General features: G+C 38.5%; 13 protein-coding genes. 11 read left to right on the top strand and 2 right to left on the bottom strand.

Translation table 11 applies throughout. From position 1 onward, the window contains the following. Positions 1–32 precede the first annotated feature (32 nt). Entirely contained in the window at positions 33–1,628 is a 1,596-nt protein-coding gene (locus tag RYM16_RS06260) for a peptide chain release factor 3 (RefSeq protein ID WP_314726264.1), read from the bottom strand. Between the two features lie 178 nt (positions 1,629–1,806). Here RYM16_RS06260 and RYM16_RS06255 point away from each other — a divergent pair, with 178 nt between their 5' ends. Continuing rightward, positions 1,807–4,116: a DNA topoisomerase 3 gene (locus RYM16_RS06255; RefSeq protein WP_314983007.1), complete on the top strand. Its 2,310-nt coding sequence runs from the start codon at positions 1,807–1,809 to the stop codon at positions 4,114–4,116. 162 nt (positions 4,117–4,278) lie between these two features. Here RYM16_RS06255 and RYM16_RS06250 read toward each other — a convergent pair whose 3' ends face one another. Then, positions 4,279–5,577, bottom strand: coding sequence for a DEAD/DEAH box helicase (locus RYM16_RS06250; RefSeq protein ID WP_314983005.1), 1,299 nt, complete (start codon positions 5,575–5,577; stop codon positions 4,279–4,281). 557 nt (positions 5,578–6,134) lie between these two features. Between RYM16_RS06250 and RYM16_RS06245 the strand changes: the two genes are divergently transcribed. The 10 genes from RYM16_RS06245 (at position 6,135) to scfB (ending at position 15,703) form a co-directional block, all read left to right on the top strand. Next, positions 6,135–6,365, top strand: a complete 231-nt coding sequence (locus tag RYM16_RS06245; protein ID WP_009351422.1) for a FeoA family protein — start codon at positions 6,135–6,137, stop codon at positions 6,363–6,365. 12 nt (positions 6,366–6,377) lie between these two features. After that, a complete protein-coding gene (gene feoB, locus RYM16_RS06240) occupies positions 6,378–8,750 on the top strand; it encodes a ferrous iron transport protein B (protein WP_265137523.1) in 2,373 nt (790 codons plus the stop codon). A gap of 232 nt (positions 8,751–8,982) precedes the next feature. Continuing rightward, the gene (locus RYM16_RS06235; RefSeq protein ID WP_314983004.1) at positions 8,983–9,183 is read left to right on the top strand and encodes a FeoB-associated Cys-rich membrane protein; all 201 of its coding nucleotides are present in this window, start codon (positions 8,983–8,985) and stop codon (positions 9,181–9,183) included. Between the two features lie 110 nt (positions 9,184–9,293). Continuing rightward, a complete protein-coding gene (locus RYM16_RS06230; protein WP_004697111.1) occupies positions 9,294–9,554 on the top strand; it encodes a DUF6110 family protein in 261 nt (86 codons plus the stop codon). A gap of 16 nt (positions 9,555–9,570) precedes the next feature. After that, positions 9,571–11,709, top strand: a complete 2,139-nt coding sequence (locus RYM16_RS06225) for a heavy metal translocating P-type ATPase (RefSeq protein WP_314983002.1) — start codon at positions 9,571–9,573, stop codon at positions 11,707–11,709. 115 nt (positions 11,710–11,824) lie between these two features. Further along, positions 11,825–12,229, top strand: coding sequence for a hypothetical protein (locus RYM16_RS06220; RefSeq protein ID WP_009351406.1), 405 nt, complete (start codon positions 11,825–11,827; stop codon positions 12,227–12,229). Beyond that, positions 12,222–13,064 (top strand): hypothetical protein, encoded by an 843-nt coding sequence (locus RYM16_RS06215; RefSeq protein WP_314982999.1) that lies wholly within the window; start codon positions 12,222–12,224, stop codon positions 13,062–13,064. The genes RYM16_RS06220 and RYM16_RS06215 overlap by 8 nt, the downstream gene beginning before the upstream one ends. A 50-nt stretch (positions 13,065–13,114) precedes the next feature. After that, on the top strand, positions 13,115–13,915 hold the full coding sequence (locus tag RYM16_RS06210; protein WP_314982997.1) for an ECF transporter S component: 801 nt from the start codon (positions 13,115–13,117) through the stop codon (positions 13,913–13,915). A 68-nt stretch (positions 13,916–13,983) separates the two neighbouring features. Further along, positions 13,984–14,127 (top strand): six-cysteine ranthipeptide SCIFF, encoded by a 144-nt coding sequence (scfA, locus tag RYM16_RS06205; protein WP_004693318.1) that lies wholly within the window; start codon positions 13,984–13,986, stop codon positions 14,125–14,127. A gap of 166 nt (positions 14,128–14,293) precedes the next feature. Further along, a complete protein-coding gene (scfB, locus tag RYM16_RS06200) occupies positions 14,294–15,703 on the top strand; it encodes a thioether cross-link-forming SCIFF peptide maturase (protein WP_314982995.1) in 1,410 nt (469 codons plus the stop codon). Positions 15,704–15,706: the final 3 nt, after the last annotated feature.

Below are 15,706 nucleotides of genomic sequence, written 5' to 3'. Positions count from 1 at the left end.
CTAATATATAAAATAATTAGAAGTTATAGCTGTTATAGATCATGATGTAGCTTAGGCGTAGTTAAGAAGGTAACATCTGGATTACGTTCTTGAACCCAACCCATTTGCCATTCGTTGGAGATGAGGACTACAGTGCGATCGCGATTATCTTTTACGATCATTGCATTATCAACACCCTTTAAGGAAGCAATGTCTACATCACCGTCAATCCATCGAGCTACACTGTATGGCAATGTATGATTTAATAAATCTACACCATATTCGTTTTTGAGACGATATTCTAATACTTCAAATTGAAGCATACCTACAGCGCCAACTACGAAGGAGTCAAGGGCACCTGGCTGCTCAAAGATTTGAACGGCACCTTCTTGAGCTAACTGAGTCATACCCTTTTGGAATTGCTTACGCTTCATCGTATCTTTCGGGGATACGCGAGCAAAGAATTCCGGAGGGAATACAGGGAAGTCGCCAAAGGTTACTTTGTGCTTTGGTGCGCATAGTGTATCGCCTACGCCCATAGTACCAGCATCAAAGACACCGATAATATCGCCAGGGTATGCATCCTCTACGATAGTACGTTCTGTAGCTAAGAATTGTTGAGGTTGAGATAGGCGAATCGTTTTGTTAGATTGTCGATGTAATACGGACATACCTTTTTCGAATTTACCAGAACAGATACGCATGAATACGATACGGTCATGGTGGTTAGGATCCATATTAGCTTGGATTTTGAATACTAAGGCGGAGAAATCTTCGCTAGTAGGTTGTACCACTTCTTCTATTGCTTGACGTGGAGCAGGGGATGGAGCAAGTTCTAAGAATTTCTCTAAGAATGGTTTTACCCCAAAGTTAGTCATGGCAGAGCCGAAGAACATTGGCGTCAATTCACCAGCGCGAACCTTATCAAAGTCGAATGGATCGCCTGCAACGTCAAGCAACTCAATATCATCAAGCAAAGCTTGGTATACGTCGTCACCTAATAACTCTTTCATACGAGGATCAGTTAAAGCACCTTTTTCAGAGGCTAACTTTTCTTGACCATGTGTTTCGTCTTTTGCGAAGAGCTCGATAGTTTCATGTTCTCTGTCGTATACACCTTTGTACTCGCCATTAATACCGATAGGCCAGTTCATAGGGCATGTGCGAATGCCGAGAACATTTTCGATTTCTTCCATCAAGTCAAATGGGCTACGACCGAAGTGGTCAATTTTGTTTACAAAGGTAAAGATAGGAATACCGCGTTCTTTAGATACAGCAAATAGTTTTTTCGTCTGTGCTTCGACGCCTTTTGCTACATCGATAAGCATGACAGCACTATCGGCAGCCATCAATGTACGGTACGTATCTTCGGAGAAGTCCTGGTGACCAGGGGTATCGAGGATGTTTACGCGACAACCGTCATAGTCGAATTGCAACACGGAACTCGTTACTGAGATACCACGCTGCTTTTCAATCTCCATCCAGTCAGAGACAGCGTGTTTTGCAGTTTTACGAGACTTTACGGAACCCGCTAAGTGAATAGCACCACCGTATAATAGTAATTTTTCTGTTAATGTTGTTTTACCCGCATCCGGGTGAGATATGATAGCAAACGTACGACGACGTTGTACTTCTTCTAAAAATGTCATGGTTCACCTCTATTAGTATGTTTGTATAAGTAGATATATATTAGAGTTCTACTTTTACAGTCTATATCGTAAAAATTATACATGATTTTTCTAGTTATGACCACTAAATTGTAGTATAATGAGATTTCATAGAACGGCTTGGGGATTAGCCGTTATCTTCATGTTAAGGAGGGGGACCATGCGGTTATTTATTGCGGAAAAGCCATCCATGGCTCGCGAAATTAGTAAATGCTTGCCAGAAAATAAAAATATCCAAAAGCGGAATGGCTATTTTATCCAAGGTGATGATGTAGTGACTTGGGTGGTTGGTCACGTGTTACATCAAGCAGAACCAGGAGATTATGACGATAAATATATTCGTTGGCGCCCTCAAGATCTGCCGATTGTGCCAGATGAGTGGAAACTACTCGTTACAGATAGCAGTCGCCAACAGTTTGAGACGGTAAAAGACTTGATTGGTAAAGCGGATATGATCGTAAATGCAGGTGATCCGGACAGGGAAGGGCAACTTTTAGTTGACGAAGTATTGTACTATGTGGGGAATACAAAGCCAGTGCAGCGAATTTTACTAAATGCGCTCGATGAAAAATCTATTCGTTCTGCTCTTAATGATTTACGAGATAATAAGGACTTTCATAATTTATATCAATCGGCATTGGCAAGAGCTCGTGCAGATTGGCTCATTGGTATGAATTTATCTCGCGCTTATACTTTAGCTGAACGTTATAAGGGCAATAAGGTGACATTGCCTATAGGGCGAGTTAAGACCCCTACCTTGGCGCTTGTTGTACGTAGAGAACGAGAGTTAGCTGCATTTAAGCCAGTAGACTATTTTACTGTGAAAGTTTTGTATAACCATCCTAATGGTGTATTCTGGGCTACGTGGCAACCTACAGATGAGCAGAAAGGCTTAGATCCTGATGGTCGTCTCATCAATAATGCTATAGCTGATGCATTAGTTGAACAGTTAAAAGATGGTCCAGATGGCATTATTAAGGGTGTTACTAAATCTAAGAAAAAAGATGCACAGCGGCTACCATTATCCTTGTCATCCTTACAGGTATTGGCCGGTAAAGCCTTTTCCTATGATCCGCAAACTGTACTTGATACGGCACAGAAATTATATGAGAAGAAATTGACCACCTATCCTCGTTCTGATTGTGAATATTTACCACCGAATCAATATGGTGACCGCAATGCGATCCTCAATAATTTACAGAATGCAGGTGATGAGCGGTTAGCACAGTGGGCTAGTGATGCTGATCGCTCTATTAAGAGCCGCGCTTGGAATGAAAAGAAAATTACGGCCCATCATGCTATTATTCCGACTACGGTTGCTTGTAATATAAATAGCTTGACTCGTGAAGAACGAAATATTTACTTCCTTATCAGCCAAGCTTATATTGCTCAGTTTTATGGAGAGCATGTTTATGAGCAAACTAAAATTGTAGTAGAGCAGTGTAAAGAAGAGTTTGTTGCTAATGGTCGTGTGGTTATTGAAGAAGGCTGGAAGACCCTCTATAAACGACGAAAATCTAAGTCTGCAACAGATAATGAGGAACCGGATTTAACCGATGAAAGTGGGGCCGAATCAGATCCTAAAAAAGAAGTTCCTGAAGAGGCGGATCAATTGCCGGCCGTTAAAAAGAACGACACTGTTTTATATACGGATTCCTCTGTAGAGGCGAAGCAAACCAAGCCACCATCTCGCTTCACGCCGTCTACTTTGTTACAAGCCATGAAGGAAATTCACAAGTTTGTAAAAAATGAAGACTTGAAAAAGCAATTAAAAGCGGTGTCTGGTATTGGTACGGAGGCGACTCGCGCTAATATTATTGACGAGCTCATCAGTCGTGGATTTATGAAAACATCGGGAAAGAAGCAAGTGTTATCACCAACTGAAACGGGCTATCTCTTAGTTGATGCATTGCCTGATGAACTGTTATATCCTGATGAAACGGCTGTATGGGAGGAACGATTGGCGCTCATGAGTGAAGGTGAGGATACATTAGATTCTTTCTTGTCTGATCAGATTAAGTTTTTGAAACATTTGATTGATAAACTGGGCTTTGATAAACAAGGTAGTCCTGGTCAGATGATGCCAAATGTGGTTCGCACGATAACGAATCAAAATCGGAAACGCCCTATGGATAATACTGACGTTGATGTATCTTCCTTGCCTGTTTGTCCGAAGTGTAATAAGGGCCATTTGCAACAGCGAAATGGCAAATTTGGCGCCTTTTTAGGCTGTACCAATTATCCTGCATGTAAGCATACGCAACCTGTTGAAGGTGTGAATCCTAATGGTGAAAGTAATATTGAAATATCTGATGACGATAAACAATATAAATGTCCGCGATGTAAACAAGGTTATTTTGTAAAGCAAGAGGTGAGAGGTCGAGTAAACTGGATTTGTAGTAATCGATCTCAATGTAAAACTCAGTGCTCCGATGTAGATGGAGTACCAAGTATTTACGTGAATAAGTAAATATTAATCTATTATAGTTAAATATATACTAATATAGAAACTACTAATGTAGTTTGATAATTAAAAGACGCGTACAGCTATGCTGTGCGCGTCTTTTGGTTGATATATTCTTTGAAGAGAAATAATATCTTAATTTACTAAACAATCAATATATATGCTGTATTATCTACGTTTGCCACGACGTCCTGTTTGAGACGTAGCTGTGCGGCGTTGGCGTGTATTGGAACCCTTATGACCACGTGCTTTGTGGGCCTTAGCCTTAGTAGCTTGATAAGAGCTACTTACTTTAGGTTTGCCTGCTGCTTTTGCACGTTTTGGTGCAGCACTTGCGTTACCCTTAGTTTTGATTTGACCATCTTTAGTATATTTAGTAAGCGTTGCTTGAATGGCACGCTCGATGCGTCGCAACCAAGATTCATCTTGTGGTGTTGCAAAGGTTACGGCCACACCAGAATTACCAGCGCGACCAGTACGGCCAATACGATGGATGTAGTAATCTACATCGCGAGGTACATCGTAGTTATATACATGAGTAATACCTTCAATATCGATACCACGAGCTGCAATATCTGTAGCAACTAAGATTTGTGTTTTCGCTTTAGCAAAGTCTCGCAAAATTTGTGTACGACGGCCTTGTGTTAAGTCGCCGTGCATTTCTGCTATGTTAAGACCAGCTGCAGTCAATTCATAGGATAAACGAACGGCACCTTCTCGTTTATTACAGAATACGATGGCTAAGAATGGATTATCTTCTTCGATCATTTTGATGAGACGTTCTGTTTTCTCTTCAGGGTTCATCATATACACTCGTTGATCAATCGATTCAAGGGTAACATGTTTACCTTCAGCTGTAACAGAAACTGGCTTAGACATATATGCCTTTGCAAGGTTACGAATTTTGTCTGGAATCGTTGCAGAGAATAGTAATAGCTGTCTATTTGCATCTGTTTGACTGATGAGACTTTCAATATCAGGCAAGAAACCCATATGAAGCATTTGGTCTGCTTCGTCTAGTACAACACGGCGAATACAATCTAAATGTAAAGAACCTCGTTTCGCGTGATCTAGTAGGCGACCTGGTGTACCTAAAATCACTTGTGGACGACGACCTAGTTGTTGTAATTGGGCTTCAATTGTTTTACCGCCGATAAGAGGTAGGATATCTACGTTTAGAATCGCTCCAATTTCTTTCGCCTCATCTGCGATTTGTTTTATAAGTTCACGTGTAGGTGCAATGATAAGCACTTGTTCTTGATGTACATCTGTATGTACACGTTGAAGAATAGGCAATAAGAAGGCAAGAGTCTTGCCTGTGCCTGTTTGAGCTTTTGCTATAACATCATTCCCTTTAAATACCACAGGAATGGATTGTTCTTGGATTGGCGTGGGCTCCTTGATACCTTGTTTTTGTAGGGCTTGGATAAGCTCATCGCAAACGCCTAAAGTTTTAAAAGATTTCATGGATAGTCCTTTCTATAATACATATTATATTAATTATACCTTATGCACATAGCAGGGGCAAATAAATTGAATTGTTATCCCGGGCCATTATTATTAGGGAACCATAGACGATTTAAATAAAATAGGTGTGAAATTATATTAAAATCACAACTAATTGATAATAAATTGGAAAACAACGATTTAATGAATATTTATGAGAATGAAAAACATTAAAATATAAATATTAAAATAGAGTTTAAAGGGATAAATGAGAATGATTAAGTTATCAGTAATGATAATCTTAGTAATTTTTCTTATTTTATATTTCTACTATGAATTAAGTGTAGAGAGGTAAATACTATACCCAATGGGGGTTATCTTGAATCATAATAAAATAATATTCATAGTTAATATGAGAAAAAAATATACATATGAGATAGAAAATAACAATAAAATTGATAATAATTGTTGAAATTAATGTTTGATTTGGTATAATAGTTTAAGATATTAATACGCATTCTTATTTGGTGTGGTTAATATGAGGTTGTTAGGTACAAAAAATAAATAGGAGGTGTAATATGGCTATCAAAAAATTGAAAGACATGAAGCCAGGTGAGTCTGGTCTTATTGTTGCTCTACATGGCAGTGGCAATGTTAAACATCGTCTGATTGACATGGGCCTTGTTAAAGGTACAAAAATTCATGTTATGAAGTTTGCCCCTTTGGGTGATCCAGTAGAAGTTAAAGTTAAAAACTTTGAATTAGCACTTCGTACAAGTGAAGCTGGCATGATTGATGTAGAGGTATAATAGGAGGTCTATATGGCAGAAAATAGGCAAATTCGTATTGCCTTAGCAGGTAACCCTAACTGTGGTAAAACTACAATGTTTAACAATATCACAGGGGCGAAGCAACACGTTGGTAACTATGCCGGCGTTACGGTAGAAAAGAAAGAAGGCCATGCTAATTTTAATGGTCGTGATTTATTATTTATTGACTTACCAGGTACGTATAGTTTAACAGCACGTTCATTGGATGAGTTAGTAGCTCGAAATGTAATCGTAAACGATAATCCAGATGTAATCGTAAACGTTCTTGATGCATCTAACTTAGAACGTAACTTGTATTTAGCGGCACAACTGTTGGAACTTGAAAAGCCAATGGTTATTGCTCTAAACATGTCTGACGTTGCTGAAGAAATGGGCATCAAATACGACTTTAAAAAAATGGCTGAATTAACAGGCGCTACAATCGTTAGTACAGTAGGTCGTACAAACATTGGTACAAAAGAGTTGTTAGAAGCAACAATTAGCGTAGCTGCTTCTCAAAAAGCGCCTGGTGTAACAGTTAATTATGGTGATTTATTAGAAGGCAAAATTGCTGAACTAGTAGCAGCACTTGAAGAAGCTGGTACAGTAACGTATCCACTACGTTGGATCGCTATTAAATTATTAGAAAACGATCCAGATGTGGTGGAAAAAGTTAAAGGCTTTGCGAATACAGAGGCAGTTTTACAAAAGGCAGCTGCTATCCGTGAAGAAATCAAAGATCAAGTTGATCTTGATATAGTATTCCAAGAATATCGTCATCGTTATGCTGTTGAAGTATATAACCAATCTTTAACACAAGCTCCAAAAGAAATAGAAACACGCTCCGATCGTTATGATAAAATCTTAACACACCGTATTTGGGGCTTACCAATCTTCATGATTGTTATGTACCTATTGTTTGCGTTCGTAAACATCGTAGGTGGTATTCCTCAAGGTTGGATTGAAGATGGCTTTGCTGCATTACAAGCTTATGCAGTTCAAAATATTCCAGAAGGTCAATTACAGTCCCTTGTATCTGACGGTATTATCGCCGGTGTAGGTGCCGTACTTTCCTTCTTACCATTGATTCTATTGCTATTCCTTGGTATTTCCTTCTTGGAAGATACTGGTTATATGGCCCGTGCAGCCTTCGTTATCGACCGCGTAATGCGCGCTTGTGGTTTGCATGGTAAATCCTTTATTCCTTTATTATTAGGCTTTGGCTGTTCCGTACCATCCGTAATGGGCGCTCGCATCCTTGATAACTATAAGGATCGAATGGTTACAATTTTGATTACACCATTCATGAGCTGTTCTGCTCGTTTACCTGTATACATCTTATTTGCTAATGCGTTCTTCCCAAATGGATGGGATAGTACATTAGTTGTATTCTCTGTATACTTCTTAGGTATTATCTTTGGTGTTATCTTTGCGAAAATCTTCCGTAAATTCATTTTCTCTGGTGAGGCTGAACCATTTGTAATGGAATTACCTCCTTACCACTTGCCTACATTGAAAGCAACTTGGTTACATATGTATGAACGTGCTAAATTGTACATTATTAAAGCCGGTACTTTCATCATGGCAGCATCCATCTTGATTTGGTTTATCACTGCATACCCTATGGATGTAGAATACTCCAAAGATTACGATGCAATGAAAGAACAAGTTGCTCAAGCGTACGAAGTAAAAGATGCAGCTACATTAGCACAATTTGGCATTACTGCAGATGACCAAAAAGAAGCAGTAGATAAAATTGTTGAAGATATGAAATCTACTGTACAAGATGCTACTGATGCTGCTAAGCAAGCAGGAGAAGATGAACCTGAAGTAGCCGTAGAAGCTGATTCTGCAGCGCCTGAATTATTCAATGATATTAAAGATAAAAATAAAGACTTGTTCCCAGCAGCATGGGCAATGTATAAAAACAGTGCTAACTTAGATGCTGAAAATGACAAAATTGGTAAAGAACAAGCTGCGGAAAAAATTGAACAATCCTATGCAGCATCCTTTGGTAAAGCCATCAACCCAGTGCTAGAACCATTGGGGTTTGATTGGAAAATGGGCCTATCATTAGTAGCTGGTTTAGCGGCTAAAGAGGTTGTTATCTCTACATTAGGTACTATTTACGCTGTTGGTGGCGATGATCAAAATCCAGCACCGTTGACTGAGTACCTACAAAATGACCCTCATTTCACACCGTTAATTGGTTTGACAATGATGTTGTTTATCTTAATTTACCCACCTTGTTTGGCAACATTAGCTGTTATTAAACGTGAAACAGGTTCTTGGAAATGGGTTGCTTTCATGTTCTTCTATGAAAACGCATTTGCTTGGACTGCTTGTTTCATCTTCTACAATGTGGGCCGTGCATTAGGTTTCTAATTCGTGAGTCGTTAAATACAGTATTTTAGACACTTTATAGGTAGTTAAATCAAACTGCATTGAAGAATTGCGATTTAGTTATAGTTAATTTAAAAAAAATACTTGCTAATTATCAATATTCGTGGTTAAATGATAATGAGAAAAGGGGAATATCCTTTAGATATTGCTTTTATCTTATTTATCACTAAGACAGATATTGTGATTTAGTTGATATTGAGAAAGAGGCAAAATAATGGATAATCTTATTATAGGACTCATAGTTGTTCTAGCTCTAGCTTATATTGGTTCTAAAATGTTTAAACAAGTAGGCGGTAAAGGTGGCTGTGGCTGTGGCGACGGTGGATCTGACTCCGGTAAATCATCTGGTTGTGGTGGAAGCTGCAGTTGTGATGGTTCCAATAAAGCGTTAGGCATTAAACGAGCTGATAAGTAATCAGAACAACACTCAAGTTATTGAATGAGAAGAGGAGTATCTATAATGTCTCCTCTTTTCAAATATAGTAATTAAATTTTTTATCATATTTAGTAGAAAGGAATATTATCATGTTCAACATCGATCAAAAAAATCTTAAAAACGCTAACTTATTCGCAGCAGGTCTTGCATTGGGTACTGTAGGTCTTAAAGTTTTAACTTCTAAAGATGCTAAAAAAGTATATGCTGGTATCGTAGCAGCTGGCCTTCGCGCTAAAGAAACTGTATTAGAAACAGCTGAAAAAGTACAAGCATCCGCATCTGATGTATTGGCAGAAGCTCAAGAAATCAACGAAGCACGCAACGAAGAAATCTTTGAAGAAAACAAATAATTAGAGGATTGCACATATGTTACAATTTTCTGTAGTAAAAAAACTCAGAAATCGCTTGCATGTTAAGGTAACTGGTCATCACTTTACAGAGGCTGAAGCAGCTTATGTAGAGGATACATTACTCCTTAATGATGCAATTGTAGATGTAACCTTCTACACTCGTAGCAGTCAAATCGCCATTAAACATACTGGCGATGTTGATGCTGTGCGTGAAGCAGTGCTAGGTCTACGCGATTTAGATTTGTCTGAAGCTCCTGCTTTGAACGAATATTCTCCACGCTTGGTAAATAAAAAATACCGTGAAATGATGATCAACCGTACTGCACTTTACTTAGGTAAAAAAGCCGTGTTGCCTGCACCAATTGCAGCTGCATGGGCATGGTTTGATGGTATTAAATTTATCGGCAAAGCCATTAAAACATTGTGGCAACGTAAGTTAACTGTAGAAGTACTTGATGGTGTAGCTATTGGTGCTGCATTACTTCAAAAAGATTACCCTACAGCTGGCGCAGTTATGTACCTATTAGGTATTGGCGATATCTTAGAAGAATGGACTCACCGTAAATCCGTATTAAATCTTGCTCAAAGCATGTCTTTGAATGTAGATAAAGTATGGGTATTAGTTGACGACATTGAAGTGAGCAAGCCAGTTAACGAAGTTGTAGCAGGGGATCAAATTATCATTCGTCAAGGCGAAGTGATTCCATTGGATGGCGTCGTTATCGATGGGGTTGTTCTTGTTAATGAAAGCTCCATGACTGGTGAACCAGAAGCGGTTCGTCGCGATCAAGATAGTTCTGTATATGCAGGTACTGTTGTAGAAGACGGTAAAGCTATTGTAGAAGTACGTAGTACATCTAAAACATCTCGTTACGAAAAGATCGTTAACCTTATTGAAGAGTCTGAACAAATGAAATCTGGTATGGAACAACAAGCATACCGCATGGCAGATAAATTAGTTCCAATTAGCTTTATTGGTGCTGGTTTAACATATTTGTTGACTCGAAATGTAATGAAAGCATTGTCTTTCGTTATGGTTGACTTCTCTTGTGCTCTAAAATTATCTATTCCATTGTCAGTACTTTCCGCTATGCAAGAAGCATCTAAACGCGGTATCACTGTTAAAGGTGGTAAGTTCTTAGAACAAATTGCACAAGCAGATATGATTGTGTTCGATAAAACTGGTACTCTTACAAAAGCAGAACCTGAGTTTGAACAAATCATCCCGTTCAACGGTCATGATGCAGATGAAATGTTGAAATTAGCTGCATGTATTGAGGAACATTTCCCTCACTCCATGGCAAAAGCAATTGTACGCGCTGCTAAGGATCATGACTTGCCTCACAAGGAAATGCACTCCGATGTAGAATACGTTGTAGCTCATGGTATTGCATCTAAAGTCGGTCGCTACCGTGTACGCATTGGTAGTGCTCACTACATCTTTGATGATGAAAAGACAAAAATTCCTGCAGATGAACAAGAAAAATTCAACAATTTACCAAATTCATCTTCCCATATTTACCTCGCTATTGGGGGTACATTAGCAGCAGTTATTTGTATTAAAGACCCTGTTCGAGAGGAAGCAAAACAAGTTATAGCTGATTTACACACTTTGGGTATTAAAAAGATTGTCATGATGACTGGTGACTCCAAACGTAATGCACAACGTGTAGCTGACGAACTCGGTATTGATGAATTACATGCTGAAGTATTGCCAGAAGATAAAGCAGCTTATGTAAAGCAAGCTAAAGCTGAAGGCTATACTGTTATGATGGTAGGGGATGGTATTAATGACTCCCCAGCAATTTCTGAAGCACATGTTGGTATCGCTATGAATGAAGGCGCTCCAATTGCTCAAAAAATTGCGAACGTTACTATTTCTTCCGATAACTTACAAGCTCTTGTAGATTTACGCCGCATTTCTATGGCATTGATGAAACGCATCAAAGCAAATTACAATGGTATCGTTGGTTTCAATGGTGCTCTTGTAGGTGGTGGTGTACTCGGTATTATGCCGCCAAGCCAAACAGCATGGTTGCATAATCTATTCACATTGGGTATCGGCTTAGAAAGCATGACTCCATTGTTGAAGAAAGAAGAACAACAGGAAACTGTTCCTACAATTGATGTAACAGCTGATTCTGTAGTAGCTTAATTAAAGACCTCCATACTTGGTAAGTATTTACCTGTGTGGAGGTTTTTCTTTTTTGATGACATTTATCCTTGATTATTGTAAAATACAAAGAGATTACATATCATAGGAGATCTATATGAACATTTTGATAGATATTTGTAAACGATCTTTTTATTTGAATCTATTTATCGTGGTAATTCCGATTATTGCGTATATGATTCATAATGGATCGAGTGCGACAGTAGCATTAGTATGGTATTTGTTGTTATCCCTATTTATGCCTTGGGCGTATTTATCGTTTAAAGACAGTACCTTTGGTGATGGTAAATCTATAAGCCGTATTGCTTACATAGTGAGTTGGATTGCCATTCATGGCATTGCATACAAAGGCATTTTCCTAGGTGTAGATTTATCTATGTTGTGGGGCTGGCCAACTGTAGGCAGAGATGTGGCTTTTTTAGTGTCTATGTATATTGGTGTCACAATTAGTCTAATTGTTGCTTACGGTTTAACTCGATTAGTGGGAGGCCGTAATGAATAAAAGTTTTTGGCAATTTACCTTTGTTTGCGCCCTCTTTGTTAGTGCCGTTACAACAGTACTGTCATTAAGTGGCGCCTTATCATTGCCAGTATTAGTATTTCCCGTATTATCGCTGGTGATACCATTTATGGTGCGCCGGCTAAAGAATGCTAAATTTAATGATGACTTGCCGTTGCATATGGGCTATCATACATACAGCTGGGCGTGGTGGACTGTATTTTCTTTTCTTCACACGCCGTTTAGCTTTAATGTAGACAATGGTATAACTAAAGCATTACTACTATTTGTAGTGTACTTTATTGTTCAAGTTCTTATTGAACTATGCGGTTTACTAGGAACAAAGTTTTTCAACCGTACTCACCGTTGGGGTATGATCGATGAAGCCCTCGATATAATTGGTTATATTATACCGATTCCGTTCTTGTATATCGGTTCCATTCTACATATTGATTTACAAGATCCCATGGTATATTTTATGTATGCATCATCAATGAATGTAAATATATTATTTGCTGAGCTTGTTTTGTTGCTAGTATCTTTATTGGTATTTGTATTTTATTTATATCCTCGTGATTTAGCATATAAAGGCGTGCGTTTATTGCGCATTGTTATTACTGCAGCTATGTGGCTTGCTATGAACGCTCATATATTATATGGTGGCTACATTCCTGAATTTATTTTATCTTTAGTTCCCGCCGTTTTCCCAACGTACCAAGGTAATCCGCTTATATTTATAACGCCAGCTCTTTTAGAGGCTGGTATGATAGGTGTGGCTGTAATTATTGGTGCATTGGTAGAGCGTGGTATTATTTCACGACGCCGTGAAAGTATTTAATTTCTAGTTTCGACTTATATCCAGAATGGAATGAGAGCGAAGGAGGATTTATGAACAACAATGAACGTTTAAAGGATGATAACTCAACTGTATCAATCCAAGATAATGAAAAGGAAAGTCCTATGGAGATCCCAAAAGCTGAAAAACAAAAGAAAAGTAGTATTACTATTCGTGAACTTACCATTATCGGTTTATTGGCCGGCATTACGATTGCTTTAGGCTTATCTGGCTACGGTATCATCCCATTGGGACCACTCAATGTAACAACACTACATGTACCAACATTGATTGGTGCCATTGTAGAGGGTCCTAAGGTAGGTGGCTTTGTAGGTTTTATTTTTGGTTGCTATAGCTTGTGGCAAAATATTACAGCCCCTAACATCTTATCTCCACTATTTATCAATCCCATAATTTCCGTGTTGCCTCGTGTATTGTTCCCAATCTTAGCATATTTAGTATATCTTGTATTGTGGAAAGTATCTCAAGGTCCACGTATCATCGTTACAGCATTTATGGGAACGATTTTCCATACGATCATGGTTATGGGCTTGATCTTCTTGCTTTATGCAGATATGTTTGCTCTTAAAATGAACCTTAGCCCTGATCAAGTATTAGGATCTATTCTTTTCTTATCTGCTACCCATGGTATTCCGGAAGCTGTTTTTGCGGCTGTTATCGTTACACCAGTAGCGATGGCATTACGTAAAGTATTGCGTAAAGATACTCCTAAAAAAGCTAAGGAGGAAACTGTGACTGTTGCAGAAACAAAAACTACAGAACCTGAATTAGCTGGAACTACTACAGTAGAAACTAAAGAAGCTAGTAGTGCAGAAGAAAACTTAACAAAATAAGTATTTTACAGGCTTTTTATAAATATGATAAAATAAATATCATTCGATAAGTATTGAGGAGGATAACCATGGCTAAACGCATTCGTACTATCAACACTGAATCCTTACAAAAAACTGCTAAAACTGGCGGTTGTGGGGAATGTCAAACATCTTGCCAATCCGCTTGTAAAACAAGCTGCACAGTTGGTAACCAAGTTTGCAAACAAAAATAATAAAGAGGCTCGCTTAGCGGGCCTTTTTTATTTATGTTTTTAATACATACCTTGTATGGTATATCTTTATGACTCTTTTCATAACCTTTACGTTAGAAATGTGGTACAATTATCTAGAAAGTTCTATATACTAGAACTTTTACCATACATATCAATTGGAGGTACCATGTTAGAATTAAAACCAATGATCCATAAGTTTCGGATGAAGGATAACTACTACTGCTTAGACGTAAATAGCGGTATTATTCACGTTATCGACGAACTCATCGATAGAGTTCTTGACATATATGATGGCACAAATCGCGATGCTGTACATACTGCATTAGATGCTAAAGAGGATGCAGTAGAACTCGATGAGATTATGGACGAGTTAGATGAGCTCATTAAAGCTGAGCAATTATTTGCTCCAATGAGTACAGAATTTAAACTTGTAGTAGGTGAAAAGCCTATCGTTAAGGCTTTATGTCTTAACATTGCTCATGATTGTAACTTAGCATGTAAATACTGCTTTGCTAGCCAAGGTGATTACGGCGGTGTAAAACGGGAGTTAATGAGCTTTGATGTGGCGAAGCGTGCTGTAGACTTCCTCATTAAAATGAGTGGCCCTCGTCAACATTGTGAGATTGATTTCTTTGGTGGGGAACCTTTATTGAACTGGGATGTTGTAAAACAAACAGTTGAATATATAGAATCCATTCAAGAAAAGCACAATAAGATCTTTAAGCTTACATTGACTACAAATGGTATGCTTTTAACACAAGATAAAATCGACTATGTAAACGAGCATAAGATGAGTCTTGTATTGTCCTTGGATGGGCGTGAATCCGTACATAATGCAATGCGTCCAGTAGCTGGTAGCGGTGCTGAGTCTTATAAATATATTGCTAAAAACCTTATTAATGCTGTAAAACAACGTCACGGTCTTGAATACTATGTACGTGGTACGTATACGCATAAAAACTTAGACTTTACTAAAGACGTTATGGCTATGTCTGATTTAGGATTTGAGCATTTGTCCATGGAGCCTGTTGTAGGTGAAGAAGGGGACTATGTTCTTCGCGAAGAAGATTGGCCGGCTCTTGAAAAAGAATATGAAAAGTTGGCGGACATCTATTTGGAACGTCAACTAGAAGGTTGGGGTGAGAAGTTTAATTTCTTCCACTTCCGTATGGACTTATACCGTGGCCCATGTATGGCAAAACGCCTTCGCGGTTGTGGGGCAGGTCATGAATATATGGCAATTGTGCCAAATGGCGATATTTATCCATGTCACCAATTCGTAGGTAAAGATGGATACGTGCTTGGCAATGTATATGATGGTTTACAAAACACAGAAATTCCTAAAGATTTCCGTAATACCCACGTATTCTCAAAACCAACATGTGCGGAATGTTGGGCTAAATTCTTCTGTTCTGGTGGTTGCCATGCTAACAATATTACATTAGGTGGCGACTTAGAAACACCTTATGAATTTGGCTGTCGTCTACAAAAGAAACGCATTGAATGTGCCATTATGATCCAAGCTGAATTGGAACAAGCGGGCATCGATGGTAGCATTCCTGTTGCATTAGGTTAATTA

Source organism: uncultured Veillonella sp. (assembly GCF_963524655.1).
Taxonomy (GTDB): Bacteria; Bacillota; Negativicutes; order Veillonellales; family Veillonellaceae; genus Veillonella.
Note: the sequence above shows the minus strand (reverse complement) of the source record. Positions and strands in the feature narration are given on the sequence as shown.

What these genes read in the sequence shown, in the direction of transcription:
- RYM16_RS06260 (WP_314726264.1), bottom strand. Translation starts at nt 1,628, where the DNA reads ATGACATTTTTAGAAGAAGTACAACGTCGTCGTACGTTTGCTATCATA.
- RYM16_RS06255 (WP_314983007.1), top strand. Translation starts at nt 1,807, where the DNA reads ATGCGGTTATTTATTGCGGAAAAGCCATCCATGGCTCGCGAAATTAGT.
- RYM16_RS06250 (WP_314983005.1), bottom strand. Translation starts at nt 5,577, where the DNA reads ATGAAATCTTTTAAAACTTTAGGCGTTTGCGATGAGCTTATCCAAGCC.
- RYM16_RS06245 (WP_009351422.1), top strand. Translation starts at nt 6,135, where the DNA reads ATGGCTATCAAAAAATTGAAAGACATGAAGCCAGGTGAGTCTGGTCTT.
- feoB (WP_265137523.1), top strand. Translation starts at nt 6,378, where the DNA reads ATGGCAGAAAATAGGCAAATTCGTATTGCCTTAGCAGGTAACCCTAAC.
- RYM16_RS06235 (WP_314983004.1), top strand. Translation starts at nt 8,983, where the DNA reads ATGGATAATCTTATTATAGGACTCATAGTTGTTCTAGCTCTAGCTTAT.
- RYM16_RS06230 (WP_004697111.1), top strand. Translation starts at nt 9,294, where the DNA reads ATGTTCAACATCGATCAAAAAAATCTTAAAAACGCTAACTTATTCGCA.
- RYM16_RS06225 (WP_314983002.1), top strand. Translation starts at nt 9,571, where the DNA reads ATGTTACAATTTTCTGTAGTAAAAAAACTCAGAAATCGCTTGCATGTT.
- RYM16_RS06220 (WP_009351406.1), top strand. Translation starts at nt 11,825, where the DNA reads ATGAACATTTTGATAGATATTTGTAAACGATCTTTTTATTTGAATCTA.
- RYM16_RS06215 (WP_314982999.1), top strand. Translation starts at nt 12,222, where the DNA reads ATGAATAAAAGTTTTTGGCAATTTACCTTTGTTTGCGCCCTCTTTGTT.
- RYM16_RS06210 (WP_314982997.1), top strand. Translation starts at nt 13,115, where the DNA reads ATGAACAACAATGAACGTTTAAAGGATGATAACTCAACTGTATCAATC.
- scfA (WP_004693318.1), top strand. Translation starts at nt 13,984, where the DNA reads ATGGCTAAACGCATTCGTACTATCAACACTGAATCCTTACAAAAAACT.
- scfB (WP_314982995.1), top strand. Translation starts at nt 14,294, where the DNA reads ATGTTAGAATTAAAACCAATGATCCATAAGTTTCGGATGAAGGATAAC.